The organism is Arthrobacter sp. P1_B4, assembly GCF_056406555.1.
Map to the genome: position 1 here is coordinate 246,474 of NZ_JBFTZW010000001.1, position 17,946 is coordinate 264,419.

The 17,946-nt window shown below is 66.0% G+C and carries 15 protein-coding genes; 6 read left to right on the top strand and 9 right to left on the bottom strand.

The features are described 5' to 3' along the window. The first annotated feature begins 152 nt into the window (after nucleotides 1–152). Entirely contained in the window at nucleotides 153–995 is an 843-nt protein-coding gene (locus tag AC1D1W_RS01185; protein WP_243178264.1) for an alpha/beta hydrolase, read from the top strand. Between the two features lie 211 nt (nucleotides 996–1,206). Here AC1D1W_RS01185 and AC1D1W_RS01190 read toward each other — a convergent pair whose 3' ends face one another. From AC1D1W_RS01190 to AC1D1W_RS01215, 6 genes are all read right to left on the bottom strand, one after another. Beyond that, entirely contained in the window at nucleotides 1,207–2,328 is a 1,122-nt protein-coding gene (locus AC1D1W_RS01190; protein ID WP_243178263.1) for an ABC transporter ATP-binding protein, read from the bottom strand. A gap of 9 nt (nucleotides 2,329–2,337) precedes the next feature. Then, a complete protein-coding gene (locus AC1D1W_RS01195) occupies nucleotides 2,338–3,165 on the bottom strand; it encodes an ABC transporter permease (RefSeq protein ID WP_028275936.1) in 828 nt (275 codons plus the stop codon). Further along, nucleotides 3,152–4,039, bottom strand: a complete 888-nt coding sequence (locus tag AC1D1W_RS01200) for an ABC transporter permease (protein ID WP_476942725.1) — start codon at nucleotides 4,037–4,039, stop codon at nucleotides 3,152–3,154. The genes AC1D1W_RS01195 and AC1D1W_RS01200 overlap by 14 nt, the downstream gene beginning before the upstream one ends. A gap of 1 nt (nucleotide 4,040) precedes the next feature. Then, nucleotides 4,041–5,135 (bottom strand): extracellular solute-binding protein, encoded by a 1,095-nt coding sequence (locus AC1D1W_RS01205; protein ID WP_018775012.1) that lies wholly within the window; start codon nucleotides 5,133–5,135, stop codon nucleotides 4,041–4,043. Between the two features lie 328 nt (nucleotides 5,136–5,463). Continuing rightward, entirely contained in the window at nucleotides 5,464–6,663 is a 1,200-nt protein-coding gene (locus AC1D1W_RS01210) for a metal-dependent hydrolase family protein (protein ID WP_476942726.1), read from the bottom strand. Nucleotides 6,664–6,713: 50 nt separating this feature from the next. After that, nucleotides 6,714–7,763, bottom strand: a complete 1,050-nt coding sequence (locus tag AC1D1W_RS01215; RefSeq protein ID WP_243178260.1) for a LacI family DNA-binding transcriptional regulator — start codon at nucleotides 7,761–7,763, stop codon at nucleotides 6,714–6,716. Between the two features lie 166 nt (nucleotides 7,764–7,929). Between AC1D1W_RS01215 and uriH the strand changes: the two genes are divergently transcribed. From uriH to AC1D1W_RS01235, 4 genes are all read left to right on the top strand, one after another. Next, complete coding sequence (uriH, locus tag AC1D1W_RS01220) at nucleotides 7,930–8,943, top strand: uridine-preferring nucleoside hydrolase UriH (RefSeq protein WP_243178259.1); 1,014 nt, start codon at nucleotides 7,930–7,932, stop codon at nucleotides 8,941–8,943. Then, nucleotides 8,940–10,364, top strand: coding sequence for a uridine transporter UriT (gene uriT, locus AC1D1W_RS01225; RefSeq protein ID WP_243178258.1), 1,425 nt, complete (start codon nucleotides 8,940–8,942; stop codon nucleotides 10,362–10,364). Before uriH ends, uriT begins: the two co-directional genes overlap by 4 nt. Further along, on the top strand, nucleotides 10,361–11,317 hold the full coding sequence (locus tag AC1D1W_RS01230) for a ribokinase (protein ID WP_243178257.1): 957 nt from the start codon (nucleotides 10,361–10,363) through the stop codon (nucleotides 11,315–11,317). Before uriT ends, AC1D1W_RS01230 begins: the two co-directional genes overlap by 4 nt. Nucleotides 11,318–11,618: 301 nt before the next feature. Continuing rightward, nucleotides 11,619–12,779 carry a M20/M25/M40 family metallo-hydrolase gene (locus AC1D1W_RS01235; protein ID WP_476942727.1) on the top strand — a complete coding sequence of 387 codons (1,161 nt, stop codon included), beginning with the start codon at nucleotides 11,619–11,621 and terminating at the stop codon, nucleotides 12,777–12,779. 113 nt (nucleotides 12,780–12,892) lie between these two features. On the opposite strand, the gene AC1D1W_RS01240 is transcribed toward AC1D1W_RS01235, so the two are convergent. Then, complete coding sequence (locus AC1D1W_RS01240) at nucleotides 12,893–13,864, bottom strand: polysaccharide deacetylase family protein (protein ID WP_476942728.1); 972 nt, start codon at nucleotides 13,862–13,864, stop codon at nucleotides 12,893–12,895. 15 nt (nucleotides 13,865–13,879) lie between these two features. Further along, on the bottom strand, nucleotides 13,880–15,409 hold the full coding sequence (locus tag AC1D1W_RS01245) for a purine-cytosine permease family protein (RefSeq protein WP_476942729.1): 1,530 nt from the start codon (nucleotides 15,407–15,409) through the stop codon (nucleotides 13,880–13,882). A 107-nt stretch (nucleotides 15,410–15,516) separates the two neighbouring features. Here AC1D1W_RS01245 and AC1D1W_RS01250 point away from each other — a divergent pair, with 107 nt between their 5' ends. Further along, on the top strand, nucleotides 15,517–17,061 hold the full coding sequence (locus AC1D1W_RS01250; protein ID WP_476942730.1) for a PucR family transcriptional regulator: 1,545 nt from the start codon (nucleotides 15,517–15,519) through the stop codon (nucleotides 17,059–17,061). 32 nt (nucleotides 17,062–17,093) lie between these two features. Here AC1D1W_RS01250 and AC1D1W_RS01255 read toward each other — a convergent pair whose 3' ends face one another. Next, nucleotides 17,094–17,903, bottom strand: coding sequence for an IclR family transcriptional regulator (locus AC1D1W_RS01255; RefSeq protein WP_243178252.1), 810 nt, complete (start codon nucleotides 17,901–17,903; stop codon nucleotides 17,094–17,096). Between the last annotated feature and the right edge of the window lie 43 nt (nucleotides 17,904–17,946).

Genomic DNA, 17,946 nt, shown 5'->3' on the forward strand with positions numbered 1-17,946 from the left:
CACGGACCTGCCCCATGCGGCCCGCAGCCCGTGCCGGCATTCAGCAAAGGCATTGCCTTCGCCATGGCCCGCAGGCATACTCGTGCCTGCGGGAGGACGTCCCCGCGTCCCCCACCGACGGCCCGCGATGCACACGCGAACGGATGAGCGCCATGGCTGATATGACCAACCTCGAGCAACAGCAGGTGGACCGGGCGAACGCTTCCGGCCTCAAACCCGTCGTCTTCGTCCACGGACTATGGCTCCTGTCCAGCAGTTGGGACCGGTGGCGGGCCCTGTATGAGGAAAACGGCTACACCACGCTCGCCCCCACGTGGCCCGATGATCCCGAAAGCGTCGATGAGGCAAGACGCGACCCGGAGGTCTTTGCCAAGAAGATGGTCAGGCAAGTCACGGACCACTACCTCGACGCGATTGGCCGGCTCACCATCAAGCCCGCTGTCGTGGGGCATTCCTTCGGCGGACTCATCGCCCAGAGGATCGCCGGAACCGGAGCCTCCGCAGTCACGGTGGCGATCGACCCCGCACCATTCCGGGGAGTCCTGCCGCTGCCGGCCTCAGCCTTAAAGTCAGCAGCGCCTGTGATCGCGAATCCCGCCAACGCCAAGCGTGCAGTGTCTCTGACTTTTGACGAGTTCCGTTTCGGCTGGGCCAATGCCCTGGACGAGGACGAAGCCCGCCAATTGTTTGACACCTTTCATGTCGCGGCCTCTGGCGTGCCTCTGTTCCAGGCTGCAACCGCAAACCTCAACCCGTTCACCGAGGCCAAGGTCGACACGAAGAATCCGGATCGGGGTCCGTTGCTGATCATCTCCGGGGAGAAAGACCACACAGTGCCGTGGGCCATCGCCAATGCGTCCTACAAGCGTCAAAAAAGAAATTCGGCGCACACGGCAATCAAGGAGCTGCCGGACCGCGGCCACTCTCTCACGATCGATCACGGCTGGCCTGAGGTCGCCCAAACCGCCCTGGACTTCATCAAAGAGTTCGGCTGAGTACTACCGGCCAGAGTCAACGTGGCCGACCGAGGGCATGCCCCCCTGCCGGCGCTCAGCAGTGGACATGCCCCCTTATCAGGAATGGACTTGTCCCCCGGCGCGGCTCAGGGATGGACATAGTGGGCATATGTCCATCCCTGAGCGCCGGAGGAGGGCATGTCCCGCGGAGGGGTGCCGGAACCGGCCCGGCCGTCACAGCATCCGGCGGTCAGGACTCCAGGACCAGCAGCTGGGCCTTGTCCGCGTCCCAGCCCACCCACAGCTCCTCATCCGGCCGGATCCGGGCGGCGCTGTCGGAGCTCAGCTCACGGAGCTGGAGGTCGTGGCCGCCGGCCGTGAGGCGGTGGCGGACCGTGGCGCCAAGATTCGTGGAGGACACCAGGGTCGCGGCGCATCCGTTGCCCGCCGTAGCCCGTGTCCTGAATTTGAGGTGCTCCGGGCGGATGGAGACGGCGTAGTTCTCACCGCTTGCCCCGCGGTCCCGGACCTTTGCCATACCCAGTCCGCCGAGGTCCACCACGGCTTCCTCGCCGTTGCGCTCCACGATGGTGCCCGGGATGAGGTTGGTGTCGCCCAGGAAGCTGGCCACCCAGTCGGTCATGGGGTGGTTGTACACCTCCTCCGGCGGGCCGGACTGCACGATCTTCCCGTCCCGCATCACCACGATCCGGTCCGACATGGCCATGGCCTCGTCCTGGTCGTGTGTCACGAACAGCACGGAGATGCCCAGGCCCTTCTGCAAGGTCTTGATCTCCTCCTGCATCTGCTCGCGAAGGCGCTTGTCCAGGGCTGCCATCGGCTCATCCAGCAGCAGGGCCGCCGGGTTGAAGACCAGTGCCCGGGCCAGCGCCACCCGCTGCTGCTGTCCGCCCGAGAGCTGGCGCGGCTTGCGCCCGCCCATCTTGCCCAGTCCCACACGGTCGAGGGCTTCCTCGGCGCGCTGGCGGCGTTCCGCGCGCGGCACCTTCCTCATGCGCAGCGCAAACTCCACGTTTTCCAGCGCGCTCATGTGCGGGAACAGGGCGTAGTTCTGAAACACCACACCGAGATTGCGGTCCCGGGGCGGCAGCGTGTCCACGGGTTTGCCGTCAATGAGGATGGCTCCGGCGGTGTGTTCTTCAAATCCCGCCACCATCATCATGGTGGTCGTCTTGCCGGAGCCGCTGGGGCCCAGGAGGGTCACGAACTCCCCCGGCTGGACTGTCAGGTCCAGTTCGTCCACGGCAACGACGTCGCCGTAGTGCTTGCTGACCTGGCGGAGCTCAATGGCGCCCTGGGCGGCCCTGCCCGTGCCGGGAATGGGCCCCGCGGAAATCACTGATGCGGTCATCGACTTTCCTTACGTTTGTGCGGACACGGCCAGCGGCAGCATCCGGGTTGAAGAGCGGCGCTTGAGGACAAACAAGACCTGGAGCAGCAGCCCGATGGTGGCGACGCTGACCAGCAGGGCGGAGGACACCGCGATCTTCGGGGTCAGGTTGAACTGGATATCCGTGAACATCTTCACCGGCAAGGTGGTGGCCCCCGGGGACTGCATGAACAGGGACATCACCGTCTCATCGATGGAGACCGAGAACGCGAAGAGCGCCCCGGAGATCAGGCCGGGCAGGATGATGGGCAGATACACGTGCCGCAGGACGGAGAGCGGTCCGGCCCCGAGGCTCTGCGCCGACCGGACCAGGGCCGGGTTGAGCCCGGCGAGGCTGGCGCGGGTGGTCAGGTACACATAGGGGGTCGCGATCACGGCGTGCGCCAGGCCGATGGGGACGATGCTGCCCACCATGCCGATCGAGATGAAGAACTGGTAGAACGCCAGCGCCAGCACCACGGTCGGCACGATCATCGGCGCGAGAATCAGACCCACCACGGCGGGCTGGCCGGGAAACTTGCGCCCGTGCAGGCCGATCGCCGCGGTGGCGCCCAGCAGCACGCCGATCACGACGGCGATCGCCGCCGACTGCAGGCTGGCCGTCAGTGCGGAGGTCCAGGCCCGGTCGGCGAAGAATCCGGCCACGGCGGCGAAGGAGATTCCCTCCGGCGGGAAGGTGATGTAGCGGCTGTCGTTCAGCGCGACCGGCACCACAATCGCTGTCGGAATGACGAGGAACAGGAAGGCCGGGATGGAAAGCAGCGCCAGCATCCGGTGCTGCGGATTAGTTGTTTTCATGTTGGCCTCCTGCCTTGAGGACGCGCTGGTAGACGGCCACGAGGATACTGACCATGACCGTCAGGATGACGGCCAGCGCAGCGGCCCCGGAAAAGTCCGTCAGCTGTCGGGCGTAGTAGTCGATCTGGTTGGCGATCATCATGTCGCCGGGCCCGCCCATCACCACCGGGGTGATGAAGAAACCTGTGCTGATGATGAAGACCAGCAGCCCGGCCGCGGAAATGCCGGGCATGCTCAGCGGCAGCGTGATCGTGCGGAAGACGGATCCTTCCCGCGCGCCAAGCGAGCGGGCCGCGAGCCCCAGCCGGTCATCGATCGATGTCAGCGAGGAGAAGATCGGGAACACCGCATACGGCAGGAGGCAGTGCACCATGCCGACGATCACGGCGAACCGGTTGTGCAGCAACGGGACCGGCGCACCGGTCAGCCCGATTCCCTGCAGGAAGGCGTTCACAATGCCGTTGTCCTGCAGCAGGACGGCCCAGGCGAAGTTCTTCACCAGGATGCCGGTCCAGAACGGCAGGAGTACGACGGCGAACAGGATCACCCGGGTGACGTTGCCGGCCCGCCACAGCACCATGGCGATGATGTAGCCCAGCACCACGGTGACAATGGTGCTGGCCAGGCTGATGGTCAGGGTGTTGACCAGGGCGCGCACCACCAGCGGGTCCTCAAGGACCCGCTGGTAGGCGTTGTCGGCGAAGCTTGCGCCGACCAGTTTGCCCAGCGGCGTCAGGAACAGCACGACGTCGAAGGCAAGGATCGGAGCCAGCAGCAGCCACCAGCCGCTGCGCCGCCGTCGTGGTGGTGCCTCGGCGGAGGCAGGCGCACCGCGGCCCCGCGGCCGGGGCCGCTCGAGAGTTGCGTTGCTCATGTCAGCTGGCCTGCCAGAGCTTGAACTGCTGCTCGGTCTTCTTCAGGTTCTGCGACCACCACTTGTCGTCGCGGACCAGGATCTTGTCCGCGAGCCGGGGGCTGGTGGGAAGCGTGTCGGCGATTTCCTTCGGCAGCTTGGACAGCGCCGGGGTGTTGGCCAGGGTCAGGTTGGTGACCTTGTCGAACGCCGCGCCGGCCTCGGCGTCGTTGGACATGAAGTTCATCAGCTTGAAGGCCGCTTCCTTGTTCTTGGCGCCCTTCGGAACCACGAAGTAGTCGCCGGCAAGGACGGCGTTTTCGGCGGAGAAGTTCAGTTTCGCGCCGTCGTTGCGGGCTGCGTTAATGCGGTTGTTGAAGCTGGTGGAGAGTGAGACCTCGCCGGAAGTGAGCTGCTGGATGGGCTCCTGGTTGGCGGCGTGGTACAGCAGCCGGTCCTTTCCCGGGTGCTGGCCCAGAACCCTCAGGGCCCGGTCGACGTCGAGCGGGTAGATCTTGTCGAAGGGGACACCGTCGGCCAGCAGCGCGGCTTCCAGGACGGAGCTGTCGGAGAGCTGGTTGTACACCGAGCGCTTGGTGTTGTACTTGCCCTGGTCGAAGAATTGGGCCCAGTCTTTCGGGGCCTGCGCGTCGGAAATGACCTTCTGGTCCCACGCCATGACAAACAGGAAGCTCAGGTACTTGATGCCGTATTCAGCCTTCGCGTATCCGGGCAGGCCCTTGTCGCTGATGATGTCGTAGTCGAACTTCTCTAACAGCCCCTCGGCCACGGCCACCTCATACTCCGGCGCCGTGATTTCCACGAGGTCCCACTGCACGTCGCCGGACTGGACCTGGGCCTTCAGCGCGGCCAGGGAGGTGTTGGCCAGCAGCGTCGTCTGGATCCCCGACTGCTTGGAGAACGGGTCCAGGATTGTCTGGGTCAGCTGGTCGTTGTACGAGCCGCCATAGGACGTGACGGTCACCGTCTTGTTGGCAGCGGCACTTTCGGCGGGCTTCGCCGCGCAGCCGGAGAGCGCCAGACCCGCAAATGGCGTCAGCGCTGCCGCTTTGAGGAGCTGCCTGCGGTCAAAGGGAGTGGAACGGAATGCTGTCATGGGGGAAGTGCCTCTCATGGACGCGGGCACGCCAAAAGAGGGCGTGCAGGATTGCGGGCGTAGCGGGGTGCGGTGCGTGTGATTGCGTGTGGCGCAGTGAAGGAGAAGAAGTGAAGAGAGAAGGAGAGATGACAGCCGCGGTTCGCGCGCGCCATCCATTCCACCTGGAGATCTCGAGTCCGCCTTCCGGCGGCTTTTCGGTTTCGCAACTGTAACTGTGAAGTTGCTCACTAGTCAACAGTTGTATTGCTTTAAGAAACAACGAGATTTCTGCCCCGCGAGCTCCCCTAACGCCGGCCCTCCTGAGCCCACCCGGGCATCTCCAGGGTCACGGAATGATGCGCCCGTCGTGGATAACAGTCCTCGACCTGGTGTGGTCCCAGAGAACTGCCGGGTCCACAAAGGGGTCGCCGTCCAGAATCACGGCATCGCCCGCCATTCCAGCGCCGATGCTCCCGATGCTTGGGTCCTGAAGGAGCTCTGCGTTTACTGAGGTAAGGGATCTCAGCGTCTCCAAGACGCCTGCCGCCTCGATCTGCAGCCGAATGCCGACAAGCTGATCATCCTCAAGGTCCCCCATCAGGTCGGATCCGAAGCCCACCTTGACTCCGGCCTGCAGGGCCAGTTCCACAGCAATTTTGCCGGCCTCAAGCACCTCGGCGTTCTTGGCCTGGGAAACGGGGTTCAGGCCCATTGCAGCTCCCCTTCGGCTCATGGCGTCGTAGGCGGCAAGCGTCGGCACGAGGAAGCTCCCGTGCTCGGTCATCATCTGCGCCGTGTCCCGGTCCAAGAGGTTCCCGTGTTCTATGGAACGTACCCCATTTTCCACGGAATGCCTGATTGCCTCGGGTGAATACGCATGGGCCGCCACGTAACTCTTGCGCCGGGTGGCCTCGTCCACCACCGCCCGGACTTCTTCCCCTGAATACTGCGGCAGCCGGATGGGATCTGTCAGGGAGACCACGCCTCCGGAAGTCATGATCTTGATGGCGTGGCTTCCCGTGCGGAACCGATCACGAACTGCCCGGCGCAGGTTGTCCACCCCGTCCACCACGGCGCACATGTGACCGTGATCGAAGCAGACATCCAGATCCGCGGACCGGGGATCGCCATGGCCACCGGTTTGGCTGAGGGCCGGACCCGTGTAGTAGTATCTCGGAGCCGTGACCAGGCCGCTGCGGATGGCGCGGGCCAGCCCGCTGTCCCCGCCGGCCACATCGCGGACGGTCGTGAATCCCCGCCGCACGGCGGCGCCCAAGCGGCGCGCCCCCACCAGTGCGGTGTAGCTCAGGAGCGAGCGCTCAACCTCAAGGCCGCCCAAGCCCACGGCGTACGCGTGAAAGTGGGCATCGATGAGCCCTGGCACCACGACGCGGCCGCCGGCGTCGATCACCTCACCTTCGGGGATGACGTCGCCGGTCTCCTGGATGATCCCGTCCCGGAACAGGATGGATCCGCTCGCCAGCTCGGGCGAATGTCCGTCAAAGATCCGGGCATTGTGGATGGTCAGGGCGTCTGCGTTGGTCATGCTGACAACTCCTCGGGTGAGATGTTCGTGGGTGGGCTCGGTCCGGTTTTCTAGGTGCTGGCCGGTTCCGTGGAACCGCGGACCATCAGTGAACCCTGGAGGATCAGCTGGTGCTGTTCCAAGCCCTTGCCCTCCATGACCCTGCGGAGCTGTTCGCCGGCCCTGGCCCCGAGGGCGTCGCCCGGAAGGTGGACGCTGGTCAGGCCCGGGTTGGACGTGGCCGAATAGGGCAGGTCATCGAAGCCTGCCACGGCCAGTTCCTGCGGAATGCGGACGCCGGCCACCCTGGCTTCCTGCAGCACGCCGTAGGCATGGGTATCGGTGGCGCAGACGACGGCGGTGACACCGTCCCGCTGCCAATCCGGCCACGCCGCGGCGAACGCGCCGGCGGCGGCGCCGACGTCAATGGTGGTGCCGATGACATGGTCCGTGGCCACGGTGATGCCCAGCGCCGCGGACTCCTCTAGGAATGCCGCCCGCCGGATATCGAAGGTCGCCGTGCCGGTCACACTGTCCATGTACGCCGCTTGTTTATGTCCGGCGTCCGCCAGGTGCCGGGCCAGCAGGCGGGCGCCGTGTCCGACGTCGAGATTCACCGAGGGGGCAAAGGACTCCAAGCCGGGGGCGTCCAGCAGAACGAGAGGCCCAGCGACGGAAAGATCCTCCAGGAACTCCGCGCTGGGCGCATCTACGAGCAGCCCGGCCGGCCGCAAAGCCAGGAGCCTGCGGACGTCGTCGACGCGCGGGAACTCCCCGGCGTCCGTGACGGAGAGCAGCAGCTGGTATTCGGCGCCGAGCGCGCCGCGGACACCTGCAATGACGTTGGCGAAGAAAGGGTTGGAGATGTCCGGCGCCACGAGAATGACGATCGAACTGATGCCCTTGGCTAGCGAACTGCCAATACTGTCCACCACATAGCCGAGTTCCGCAATGGCTTCCCGGACCCGCGAAATGTTGTCCTCCGAGACCCGCCCCTGGGTCTTTCCGTTGGCCACAAGGGAGACCGTTGCGGTGGAGACCCCGGCCCGCGCAGCCACCATCGCCGCAGTGACGCGCGGGGTGCGCCCCCGAAGCTCGTGTACTTGTTCGCCGGATTCCATACCTCGATCGTAGCCGGGAGTGACGCATCGCACCTGCCGCAAGACATCAAGCGCTTGACGTCACTTACGTTAAGCGCTTGACGCTTGACGCTTGACAGTGCCAAACTCACTCTGAACGCTTTATCGCACCGCCCCGGCGGACCCCCAACGACGTGGAGATATTTACGTGGATCCCATCACCCTGAAACCGGAACGCAGGAAGATCATCCTGGACTGCGACCCAGGCCATGACGACGCCGTGGCCATGCTGCTGGCTCACGGCAATCCGTACATTGAGCTGCTCGCGGTCACAACGGTCGTCGGCAACCAGACCCTCGAAAGGGTCACCCGCAACGCCCTGTCGGTGGGCACGATTGCCGGCATCACCGGCGTCCCCTTCGCCGCCGGCTGCGATCGGCCCTTGGTCCGCAGCATCGAAACCGCCCCCGACATCCACGGTGAGAGCGGCATGGACGGCCCCGCCCAGCCCGAATCCAGCATCGAACTGGACCCGCGCCACGCCGTCGACCTCATCATCGACACTGTTATGGCGCACGAGCCTGGCACTGTGACGCTGGTGCCCACGGCAGGACTGACCAACATTGCCATGGCGGCCCGCAAGGAGCCGCGCATCGTGGAGCGCGTGAAAGAAGTTGTGCTCATGGGCGGCGGGTACCACGTAGGCAACTGGAGCGCCGTTTCCGAATTCAACATCATCATCGACCCCGAGGCCGCACATATTGTGTTCAACGAGCCGTGGCCGGTGGTCATGGTGGGCTTGGACCTCACGCACCAGGCCCTCGCGACCCCCGAAGTCGTGGAAAAAATCGCCGCCGTGGGTACCAAGCCCGCCCAGTTCGTGCTGGAGCTGATGGAGTTCTTCACCAAGACGTACAAGGACGCCCAGGGCTTCGATTACCCGCCCGTCCACGACCCCTGCGCGGTGGCCTACGTCATCGATCCCACGGTGATGACCACCCGCAAAGTCCCTGTGAACATCGAACTGCAGGGCCAACTGACGCTCGGCATGACCGTCGCCGATTTCCGCGCCCCGGCACCGGAGGACTGCCACACGTCTGTTGCTGTGGACCTCGATCACGCGAAGTTCTGGAACCTCGTCACAGACGCCCTGGTGCGCATCGGCGACGTGGACCCGTCCGCCGCCGTCAGCATCGGCGCAGGAAACGGAGCCAACTCATGAGCACTCTGACTTACGAATCCAAGACAACGGGACGAAGCGTCGCTGCACTCACGGCGGCCCTGTTGACGGCCTGCATTGCCTTCCAGCTCAACGCATCGATGCTCAGCCCCGCCCTGGTCACGATGGGCAACGAACTCCACACCGATCAGGCCGTGATCGGCCTGTCCCAGACCTGGTTCTTCACCGCGGCAGCACTGTTTTCCCTCTTCCTGCCGCGCCTGAGCGACATTGTGGGGCGCAAGAAGATCCTGCTGGGCATGATGTTGATGATGGCTGTCGGCTCGGTGATCGCGGCCATGGCTCCCGATATCACCTGGCTCTTCGTCGGACGCATCATCCAGGGCGTCAGCGGCCCCACGGTCCCGCTGTGCCTGATCATGCTGCGCTCCGCCGTCAGTGACCCGCGGAAGTACGGTGCCCTCATGGGCCTCATCACCGCCGTCAACGGCGGGGTTGCCGGCGTCGACTCCTTTGTCGGCGGTTACTTCGCCGAGCATTACGGATTCCGCAGCATCTTCTGGCTCATGGTGGTGCTGGCCGTCGTGGCGGCGGGCCTGGTCGCCGTTCTGGCCGGTGAGAGCAAGCCGGCGGTGGGCACCAAGATGGACTGGCCCGGCGTCTTCTTCATCGTGATCGCGGTCGGCGCCCTGCTCACAGCCCTCAACGAGGCCTCCAAACTGGTCAGCGGATTCTCCCCCGGCACCCTCGCACTGGCGACTGCCCTCATCGCCGTTGCAGTGATCGCCTTCTTCGGGTTCTGGACGGTGGAAAAGCGCTCCCGGCAGCCCATGGTGGAGACCGCCCACCTGCGCCAGCGCTCCACTTGGGCGCCGTTGCTGACCACAATCCTGACCATGACCGGCGTCTTCGCGGTCATCAACGGCATCGTTCCCGCCTACGTGCAGGCCACGGCTCCCGGCTTCGGCGTGGGACCGACCGAAATGTCACTCATCATCCTGACTCCCTACGCCCTCCTGGGCTGGGTTGTCGGACCCATCAGCGGCCGTTTGGCCCCGGTTTTCGGCTACACCAAAGTTTTGCGGATCGGCATGGCCGGCAGCGTCGTGGCCCTGGCGATCATCGCCTTCTTCGGCCTCAGCAGCCTGCCCATGATGATTGCCGGAACAGCGTTGCTGGGCATCATGTACGCGGGTACGGTCAACATCATGCTGAACGGCCTTGGCGTTGTCCTCTCCCCAGCTGGCAACCCCGGCTTTCTCCCCGGCATGAACGCCGGCGCGTTCAACCTGGGCGCCGGCCTGAGCTTCCTGGTCCTGCCGGCAGCGCTGGTGGCCTCTTCTGCACTGGGCGATGCCCAGGCATCCTACTTGACCGCGATCACGGTGGGCCTGATCATCACCGTGGCGGCTTTCGCCGCTTCACTCCTGATTCCCAAGCCCTTGGAAGCTGAGGCGAAATGACCCGCCCGGACTCTGGCCGGATCGTCGTCGTCGGTTCACTGAATGCGGACCTGACCATCTACTGCGACAGGCTCCCCCTCCCCGGCGAAACGGTGCACGGGAATGGCTTTGCGGTCAATCCCGGCGGCAAGAGCGCCAACCAGGCGGTCGCGGCGGCCAAACTCGGAAGCCGGGTCGTGCTGATCGGTGCGGTGGGCGACGACACCAACGGGACCATGCTTCTGGCCTCCACCGCCGGGGCCGGGGTGGACATTTCCCGCGTCCGCCGCACGCCTGATGCTGCGACCGGCGTCGCCGTCATTTCCGTCGACGCCCACGGTGAGAACAACATCATCATCTCGGCCGGAGCCAACGGCACACTGGCGCCCGGGGATGTTGCCGCTTCCGCCGAATTGTTCGAGGGCGCGTCCGTGATGTGCCTGTGCCTCGAGGTCGGTCTGGACACCGTTGAGGCCGCGGCCCGCTTGGGCCACGACGCCGGGGCGACAGTTCTGCTCAACCTGTCGCCCTACGCCGAGATCCCGGCGAGCTTGGCCGCACTCTGCGACATCCTGCTGGTGAACGCGCATGAGGCGTCGCTGTTCCTGGGCGGCGCCGCCGTGCCCGACGCCGGGGCTGACGCCGCGGCGTGGGCGCCGGTCCGGGACAAGTTCGCCGATCGCGGACTGCACCGCGTTGTGGTCACTTTGGGGGCGAACGGCTCCGTCGTCCTGGACTCCGGAGCCGGCGCCGAGGGCCGCATCACCCGCATTGAACCCACCAGGGTCGACGCCAAGGACACCACCGGCGCAGGCGATGCATTCACCGGGGCCGTGGCTGCGCGCCTTGCCGCCGGCGATTCACTTCCGGCCGCTGCCGCCTTCGCGTCCGTTGCCGCGGCCTTGGCAGCGACCAGGAAGGGGACGCAAACGGCGTACCCGAAAGCGGCGGATGTGGAGGGACTGCTCGCTTAACGGCCACCCCCGCCAGTTAGGGCCGCCACGGGAGGGGGCGCCGCAGAGCCTGTCTGCGGCGCCCCCTCCCGGTTAAGCACCGGACCGGTCTGGTGGTCCTTGGTTGATGCAACCCAATTGCACAGCAGATTCACAGCGAGGCGCTATTGAAGTTACAGCCGCGGGGCCGACAATGGTTCGACCTGATAGGAGTATTTGCCGGGCGATGGTGGCCGCGTCTTACTGGAGCGTCAGTGGCGAGCGTCCTGACCGATCGAGCCGGAGCAAGCGAACTTGTACCGACTAGTGATGGGCTCCCGGCATGATCACTCTCCGCAAGCACGTATTTCCCTCGCTCCTCGCCCTGGTCCTGCTCTCGACGTCGGCCTGTACCTCCGGGGTCGCGGCTGACATCCCGTCGGCCGGCATTCCGTCCGGTGGCACACCATCCGGCACACCCTCAGGTGGCGCCTCGGGCAAATCAGGCGGCGGCACGAGCCAATCCGCCGCACCCGCCGAGTCTGCCAGTCCGAGTGCTGCGGTTCCGCAGCTGACCCCGGCGAGCACGGTGGATGCGCGTGCGGTGCTGGCGGCGTTCAAGTCCCGGGACATGGTGGGGCACCTGCAGGCGCTGCAGCGGGTGGCGGATGCCAACGGCGGGAACCGGGCCTCGGGGACCTCGGGGTATGAGGAGTCGGCCCGCTACGTCGAGGAACAGCTGCGCGCGGCCGGGTACTCGCCGGTGCGGCAGAGCTTCACGTTCAAAGAGGACGGCCGGCGCGGCAAGACGGTGGAGTCCTTTAACATCCTGGCCGACACCGGGGGCAGTGCCGGGCACACCGTGGTGGTGGGCGCGCATCTGGACTCCGTGCAGGAGGGCCCGGGCATTGATGACAACGGCAGCGGGGTCGCGGCGGTCCTGGAGACCGCGCGGTGGATGAAGGAGGCCGGGATCACGCCGGTTAACCGGGTCCGGTTCGCGTTCTGGGGCGGCGAGGAGGACGGGCTGTACGGGTCCCAGCACTACGTCGACGAACTCAGCCCGGCCGAGATCGGCCAGACCGCGGCGAACCTGAACGTGGACATGGTGGCCTCGCCCAACGGGGTCCGCTCGGTCCATGACGGGGACGGCACGGACTTCGGCCATGCCGGCCCGGCCGGGTCCAAGGCGATAGAGGACGTCTTCTTCCGCTATTTCCAGGAGAACGCGCTGCCGGCCGAGACCACGCCCTTTGACGGCGGCTCGGACTACGACGCCTTCCTCTCGGCCGGCATTCCCGGCGGCGGGCTGTTCACCGGCGATGAGAAGAGGAAGACCCAGGCCCAGGCCCAGGCCTACGGCGGTGTGGCCGGCAAGGACCTCGATCCCTGCTACCACGAGGCGTGCGACACGATCGCCAACACCAACCCGGAACTGCTCACCGAAATGTCCGGCGCCCTGGCCTACGGCACCGTGGCCTACGCGATGGCCAAGACCGGCTAAACACCAGCTTCGCCGCCGGCTCCGGGCCGCCCCGCAGGAAGGTCCCCGGCCCAGCCACCCTCTGACGAGGGGCCGCGCCGGGGACCTGTGCTTGCCAGGGCCGGATTTGTGCCCTAGATTCCGGCCCTGCGCCGCGCCGTGGCTCCTTGGGGCTGCCGCACGTCGGCCGGCGTGAACTGTGCACCGGTGTCCGGGAATCCGGGCACGGCAATGCGCGCGTGGGTGTGGATCTCTTCGACGGAGTCGCGCGTGTGCTGCGCGATCTTCTCCATGGTGGTGACCCACATGCCGTCCATCGACTTGACCCGGTCCATCAGCTGTTCCAGGGCCACGGCCTTGGACGGCCGGCCGGAAATGAAGGGGTGGTTGGTCAGGACGAAGCAGCTCCCGGCAGCGTGGTGGGCTTCGGCCTCCAGCGTCCACATTTCGAGGACCTTGGCCGGGCTTTCGATGACGCCGCTTCCGGTGACGCCCGGGTAGAAGGCATACTGCTCCCAGTCGTCCAGGGCCCAGTCGACGGGGATTTCCACGAGATCGCGGGGGTCTGCCTCGGCAACGCTGAAACGGTACGGCGCGTCGCCGTCGAGCAGGCTTGAGTCATACAGGAACCCGCGGTCGGAAAGGAGGGCGGGGGAATGCCAGTTGAGCTCCCACCATGGTGCCCGGTAGCCGGTCGGCCGGACGCCGGCGGCCTTGGCCAGGGCATCCAGGCCCCGGTCCAGGTACCGCGCCTCCGTGGCGGCGTCGATGCCTTGCATGGGTTCGTGCAGGTACCCGTGGTGTGCAATCTCGTGGCCGCCGTCGGCTATCCGGCGGACCACGTCCGGGTAGCATTCGGCGGTGAATCCCGGGACGAAGAACGTCGCCTGGATCTGCTGGCGCTCAAGGATCTGCAGGATCCGCGGGACGGCGACCTTGGGCCCGTAGGACTGGTGCGTCATGAGGGACATGCGCCTGGTGCTCTGCGGGTCATGGGCGATGGTGCAGGATTCGGCGTCGACGTCGAAGGTGAAGGACGCCGCGGCACGATTGCCTTCGGGCCAGGTGATGGGATGGGCGGTGTCGGCGAAAGCGGGGAAGTTCACGGGGTTGATCTCCTGCTAGAGGGCGGCGGGCGTGGTTGATGTGACCGGAAGGCCGGTTGCCTCAGGTGAATCTGCGGTCTGTTCGCTGGGGGTGGGGACATCCAGGAACTTCCTGTGGAACCGCGGACCGAGGACGGCGTAAGCCGCGGCGCTGGCCAGTCCCCCGGCGAGCCAGGACAGATCCCACCCGCCCAGGGCGACGGCGATGGGGCCCTGCATGGCCGGCACCAGTCCGTACATGAACAGCCAGGTGGCGAAGATGCCGATGAGCAGTGAAGCGACACCGGCCGGATTCACGCCCGGCAGGCGTTTGGTGCCAACGGCGTCAAAGAGCCGGGACGGGTCGCCGGGCCAGCGCTTCTCGATCCAGAAGTAATGGACCAGCATGACTCCGCCCCAGGCAGCCACCCAGGCGACCAGCCCAATCAGCCAGGCGTCCAGCACGGAGGCGAAATCCTCCTGGAAGATGAAGAAGATCACGGCCGCGAGGGAGAAGACGCCGACGAACAGGTTCAACTTGCGCCGGCTGATGGAGATGTCCAGGGCCTGCGTGGCGACGGAAAAGGTGTAGATGTTCAAGATGTTGGTCGCGATCGGGCCGTGCAGCACCATGAGCAGCACAGGAAGGGCCAGCGCGCCGRAGTTCTGGACGATGAGTTTGCCGGGATCAATTTCACCCGTGTTGGTCGCCAGGCTGGCCCCCAGGATGCCCAGCCAGACGACCGGGATGAACTGGCCCAGCACCGACGCGAGGTAAACCTTGCGCTTGGGCACCGAAGTGCTGACAAAGCGGGAGTAATCCGCAGCGTAGGTGAACCAGGTGATGCCCCAGCCGATGCCGATGGCCGTCATGACCGCGCTCATCGCGGCGATGCGTTCCGAGCCTTCCAGGATGTGGCCCGCCGGGCCGGCGTAGGTCCAGTTGATCTTCATGCCGAACCAGGCCACTGCCGACATCACGGTCAAGATGATGATGGTGGGCGGCACGGTCCACTTCTCGAAGGCGGCGATGGCTTTATAGCCGAACCAGGCGATGGCTACCTGTACAGCCATGATGAAGGTGGCGATGCCAATCTTCCAGGCGTAGTTCTTGGCCTCCGGGTCAACCCAGCCGAGCGTTCCGAACAGCGCCATGACCAGATCCAGGATGATCCAGGTGTTGACCGCACACCAGCCGATCACCAGGAGAGCCTGGATGCCGGCGGGCAGGTAGTTGCCGCGCCGGCCGAAGGCGGCGCGGGCCAGCACCATGCCGGTCGCTCCGGTCTTTTGGCCCAGCAGGACGAAGCAGCCGAAGAGCAGCATCCCGATCAGGTTTCCGAGGACAAGAACCGTGACGGTGTCCGCGAATCCCAGGCCAAGCTGGATGCCGAGCGCTCCGAGCACCCAGTTGATCGGGGCGAGATTGGCGCCGGCCCAGATCCAGAACTGGCCGGAGACCTTGCGGGTCCGTTGTGATTCGGGGATGGGCTGGAGCCACGCTTCGTGGTCTACGCTCGCTTCCGGCGCGGTGCCGGCAGGGGCCGCTGGGGATTTTTGACGCATGTGGAGCCTCCGAGGATGTGTGGGATTCCTCAAGATTATGTGTCGTGGGCCACATGCGACTATATACAATGTGTCTAAATATACCCAGAGCAACGCGACGGAGTGTAATGTCCATCCTTCTTCAAGACGTCCTGAACCATCCGGCCATGGCGGCCGCCGACCCCATTGTCCGCGCCGCGGCCAGGGCCGCCGCCCGGGCGCAGCTGCGGTGGATCCACTCCAGTGAAATCATTGATATCGCGCCCCTGCTGGCCGGCGGGGAACTTCTGCTGACGGGCGGAGAAGCCCTGGCCCTCGCCTCGGAGGAGCGGCAGGTCAACTACATCCGCCAACTGGCGGAGCGGGGCGTTGCCGCCGTAGCTATCGAAACCGGGTCCGCCCTGCCGTCCCTGCCGTCCTCAATGGTGGCGGCCGCCGAAGCAGCCGGCCTTCCGCTGATCGAACTTCGCGGGGTGGTGCCGTTCGTCGGAGTCACGCAGGCCATTAATTCGATGCTGGTCAGTGACTCGGTGTCCCAATTGCGGCGGGCCGATGAGGCCAGTCACGCGATGGCTGTCGAACTGGCGCACGGCGGCGGCCTGGACCGGATCCTCGCCGTGCTGGCCGGCATCATCAATGCCGAGGTGACGCTGACGTCCATAGCCGGCGCGACCCTGGCCAGCGCAAGCCCGGGGCGGGCCGAGGCCGCCGACCCCGATGCCTCCACCGGTGGGCCGCAGGAGCAGGCACGCCTGATTCACATCGACGTGCCGATCCGCGGCATCCTTGCGGCTCAGCTGTTGCTGCGGGTCCCTGCGGACGAGGACCAGAACCTGGCCCGGACGGCCGGAAATCGTTCTGTCGACATCCTGGCCCTGGCGTTGCTGCAGCGAATGTCCCCCGGGCTCAAGGAAGTCGCAGGGGCGGCCCTGCTTCGCGCGATTGATTCCGGCAGCCAGGCCTGGCGGCTCCAGCAATTGGCTTCCGCGGCCGGGATTCCGCCGGGTGCCACAATCGTGGCCATCATGGTCCGCTCCGGCATGCTCCAACACCTCCGCGCTTCTGTGGAGCAGCTCTTGGCCCGGCGGGCGCAGCCCAGCGCAACCTATGTCGATAATGCCGAGCTGCTGGCGGTGGTGGTCCTCCCGGGCGATAGTCCGCTGGACAGCAGGGACGCACTTCTGGCTGGCCTGCGGGCGCTACCGGCCCCATCAGACACGCTGGTTGCCGTCGGCCCGGTGGCCGTCGGGATTTCGGAAGCCCCCTGGTCCTTGTCGGAGGCCAGGCTGACCCTGGAATTGGCGGGCGCGCTGGGGCAACCACATACGGGAACCCAAGGTCCGCACAGTCCCGTGATCGATTGCGAGGCATTCGCCGTCGAACGCCTTGCCGTGGGAAGCCTGGACCCTGGCCAACGGCGGAACTTCGTGCGCCAGCAGCTGGGGGCTCTCTTGGATTATGATGAGCAACGCAATTCCCGGCTGCTTGGCACCCTGGCCATGTGGTTGGATTCCGGCTGCAACACGGCCCAGGCGGCGAGGGAACTGCACGTGGAGCGGCAATCGATGCATCAACGGCTGCAGCGGATCTTCGAGCTGTGCGGCGGCGACCCCCGGCGGACGGGCCGGCTCGCGGCGTTGCATTTGGCCGCGCGGCTGGCCCGGCTCAGCTGAAGTTTGTGCGCCGCGCTAGGGCGCGGGCCGCGCTAGCCGTTGCTGGACGCGCGCCCGCCCAGCCGGCTGGTGATTTTGTCGGCCGCAGCAGCGCACGCTTCGCCCAGGCTCTGCAGAGCCTCGCGTGAGACGCGGAACCGGGGCGCCGAGATCAGGACGGCCGCCACGATGTCGCCGCGGTGGTCGTGGACGGGAGCGGCGACGCCCACTTCATCGATGGAGGATTCGCCGTAGTTGATGGCCCAGCCCCGGGCCGTCACGTCCTTGAGCTTGATCTGGTAGCCATCCAGGCCCGCATCATCGAGTCCCGGGTAGCTGATCGCCCCGCTGCGCAGGAGCACACGGACGCGTTCGACGGGCGCTGCGGCCAGGAAGACCTGCACGGAGGCGCTCATGGCGTCGGTGTACCGGGCTCCCAGCGGGGTGGTGTGCTTGATCTGGTGGTGGCTGGCGATCTGCTCCACGCACATTGACTCTGCGCCGTTCCACACCATGAGGGCGCTGGTTTCGCCGGTCTGTTCGGTGAGTTCACGCAGGACGGGATACGCCACCCGCCGTTCTTCCAGTTCGGCCAGCAACGGCCCGGCGACGGCGATCAGTCCCAGCCCCAGCCGGAAGCGGCGGGTTTCCGGATCACGTTCCACCAGGTGTTCCTGTTCGAACGTGGCCAGGATCCGGGAAACCGTGCTCTTGTGCAGGCCCACCCGGTTGGCGATCTCGGTGACTCCGAGCAACGGTTCGTCCGCCGTGAAGGTTCGCAGCACGGCGATGGCGTTGACGATGACGGAGGTGCCCTTGGTGTCGCCGTTTCCGGTGGTCCCGGGAGATTCTGCTGGGGTCATGGTGTCTACCATCATTCCGCATGAGGGCCCAAAAGCGGCGCCA

Bases quoted from the DNA above. Each gene is read 5' to 3' on its own strand.
- AC1D1W_RS01185 (WP_243178264.1), top strand. From the start codon at position 153: ATGGCTGATATGACCAACCTCGAGCAACAGCAGGTGGACCGGGCGAAC.
- AC1D1W_RS01200 (WP_476942725.1), bottom strand. From the start codon at position 4,039: ATGAGCAACGCAACTCTCGAGCGGCCCCGGCCGCGGGGCCGCGGTGCG.
- AC1D1W_RS01235 (WP_476942727.1), top strand. From the start codon at position 11,619: ATGATCACTCTCCGCAAGCACGTATTTCCCTCGCTCCTCGCCCTGGTC.
- AC1D1W_RS01230 (WP_243178257.1), top strand. From the start codon at position 10,361: ATGACCCGCCCGGACTCTGGCCGGATCGTCGTCGTCGGTTCACTGAAT.
- AC1D1W_RS01190 (WP_243178263.1), bottom strand. From the start codon at position 2,328: ATGACCGCATCAGTGATTTCCGCGGGGCCCATTCCCGGCACGGGCAGG.
- AC1D1W_RS01215 (WP_243178260.1), bottom strand. From the start codon at position 7,763: ATGGAATCCGGCGAACAAGTACACGAGCTTCGGGGGCGCACCCCGCGC.
- AC1D1W_RS01250 (WP_476942730.1), top strand. From the start codon at position 15,517: ATGTCCATCCTTCTTCAAGACGTCCTGAACCATCCGGCCATGGCGGCC.
- AC1D1W_RS01195 (WP_028275936.1), bottom strand. From the start codon at position 3,165: ATGAAAACAACTAATCCGCAGCACCGGATGCTGGCGCTGCTTTCCATC.
- AC1D1W_RS01210 (WP_476942726.1), bottom strand. From the start codon at position 6,663: ATGACCAACGCAGACGCCCTGACCATCCACAATGCCCGGATCTTTGAC.
- AC1D1W_RS01255 (WP_243178252.1), bottom strand. From the start codon at position 17,903: ATGACCCCAGCAGAATCTCCCGGGACCACCGGAAACGGCGACACCAAG.
- AC1D1W_RS01205 (WP_018775012.1), bottom strand. From the start codon at position 5,135: ATGACAGCATTCCGTTCCACTCCCTTTGACCGCAGGCAGCTCCTCAAA.
- uriT (WP_243178258.1), top strand. From the start codon at position 8,940: ATGAGCACTCTGACTTACGAATCCAAGACAACGGGACGAAGCGTCGCT.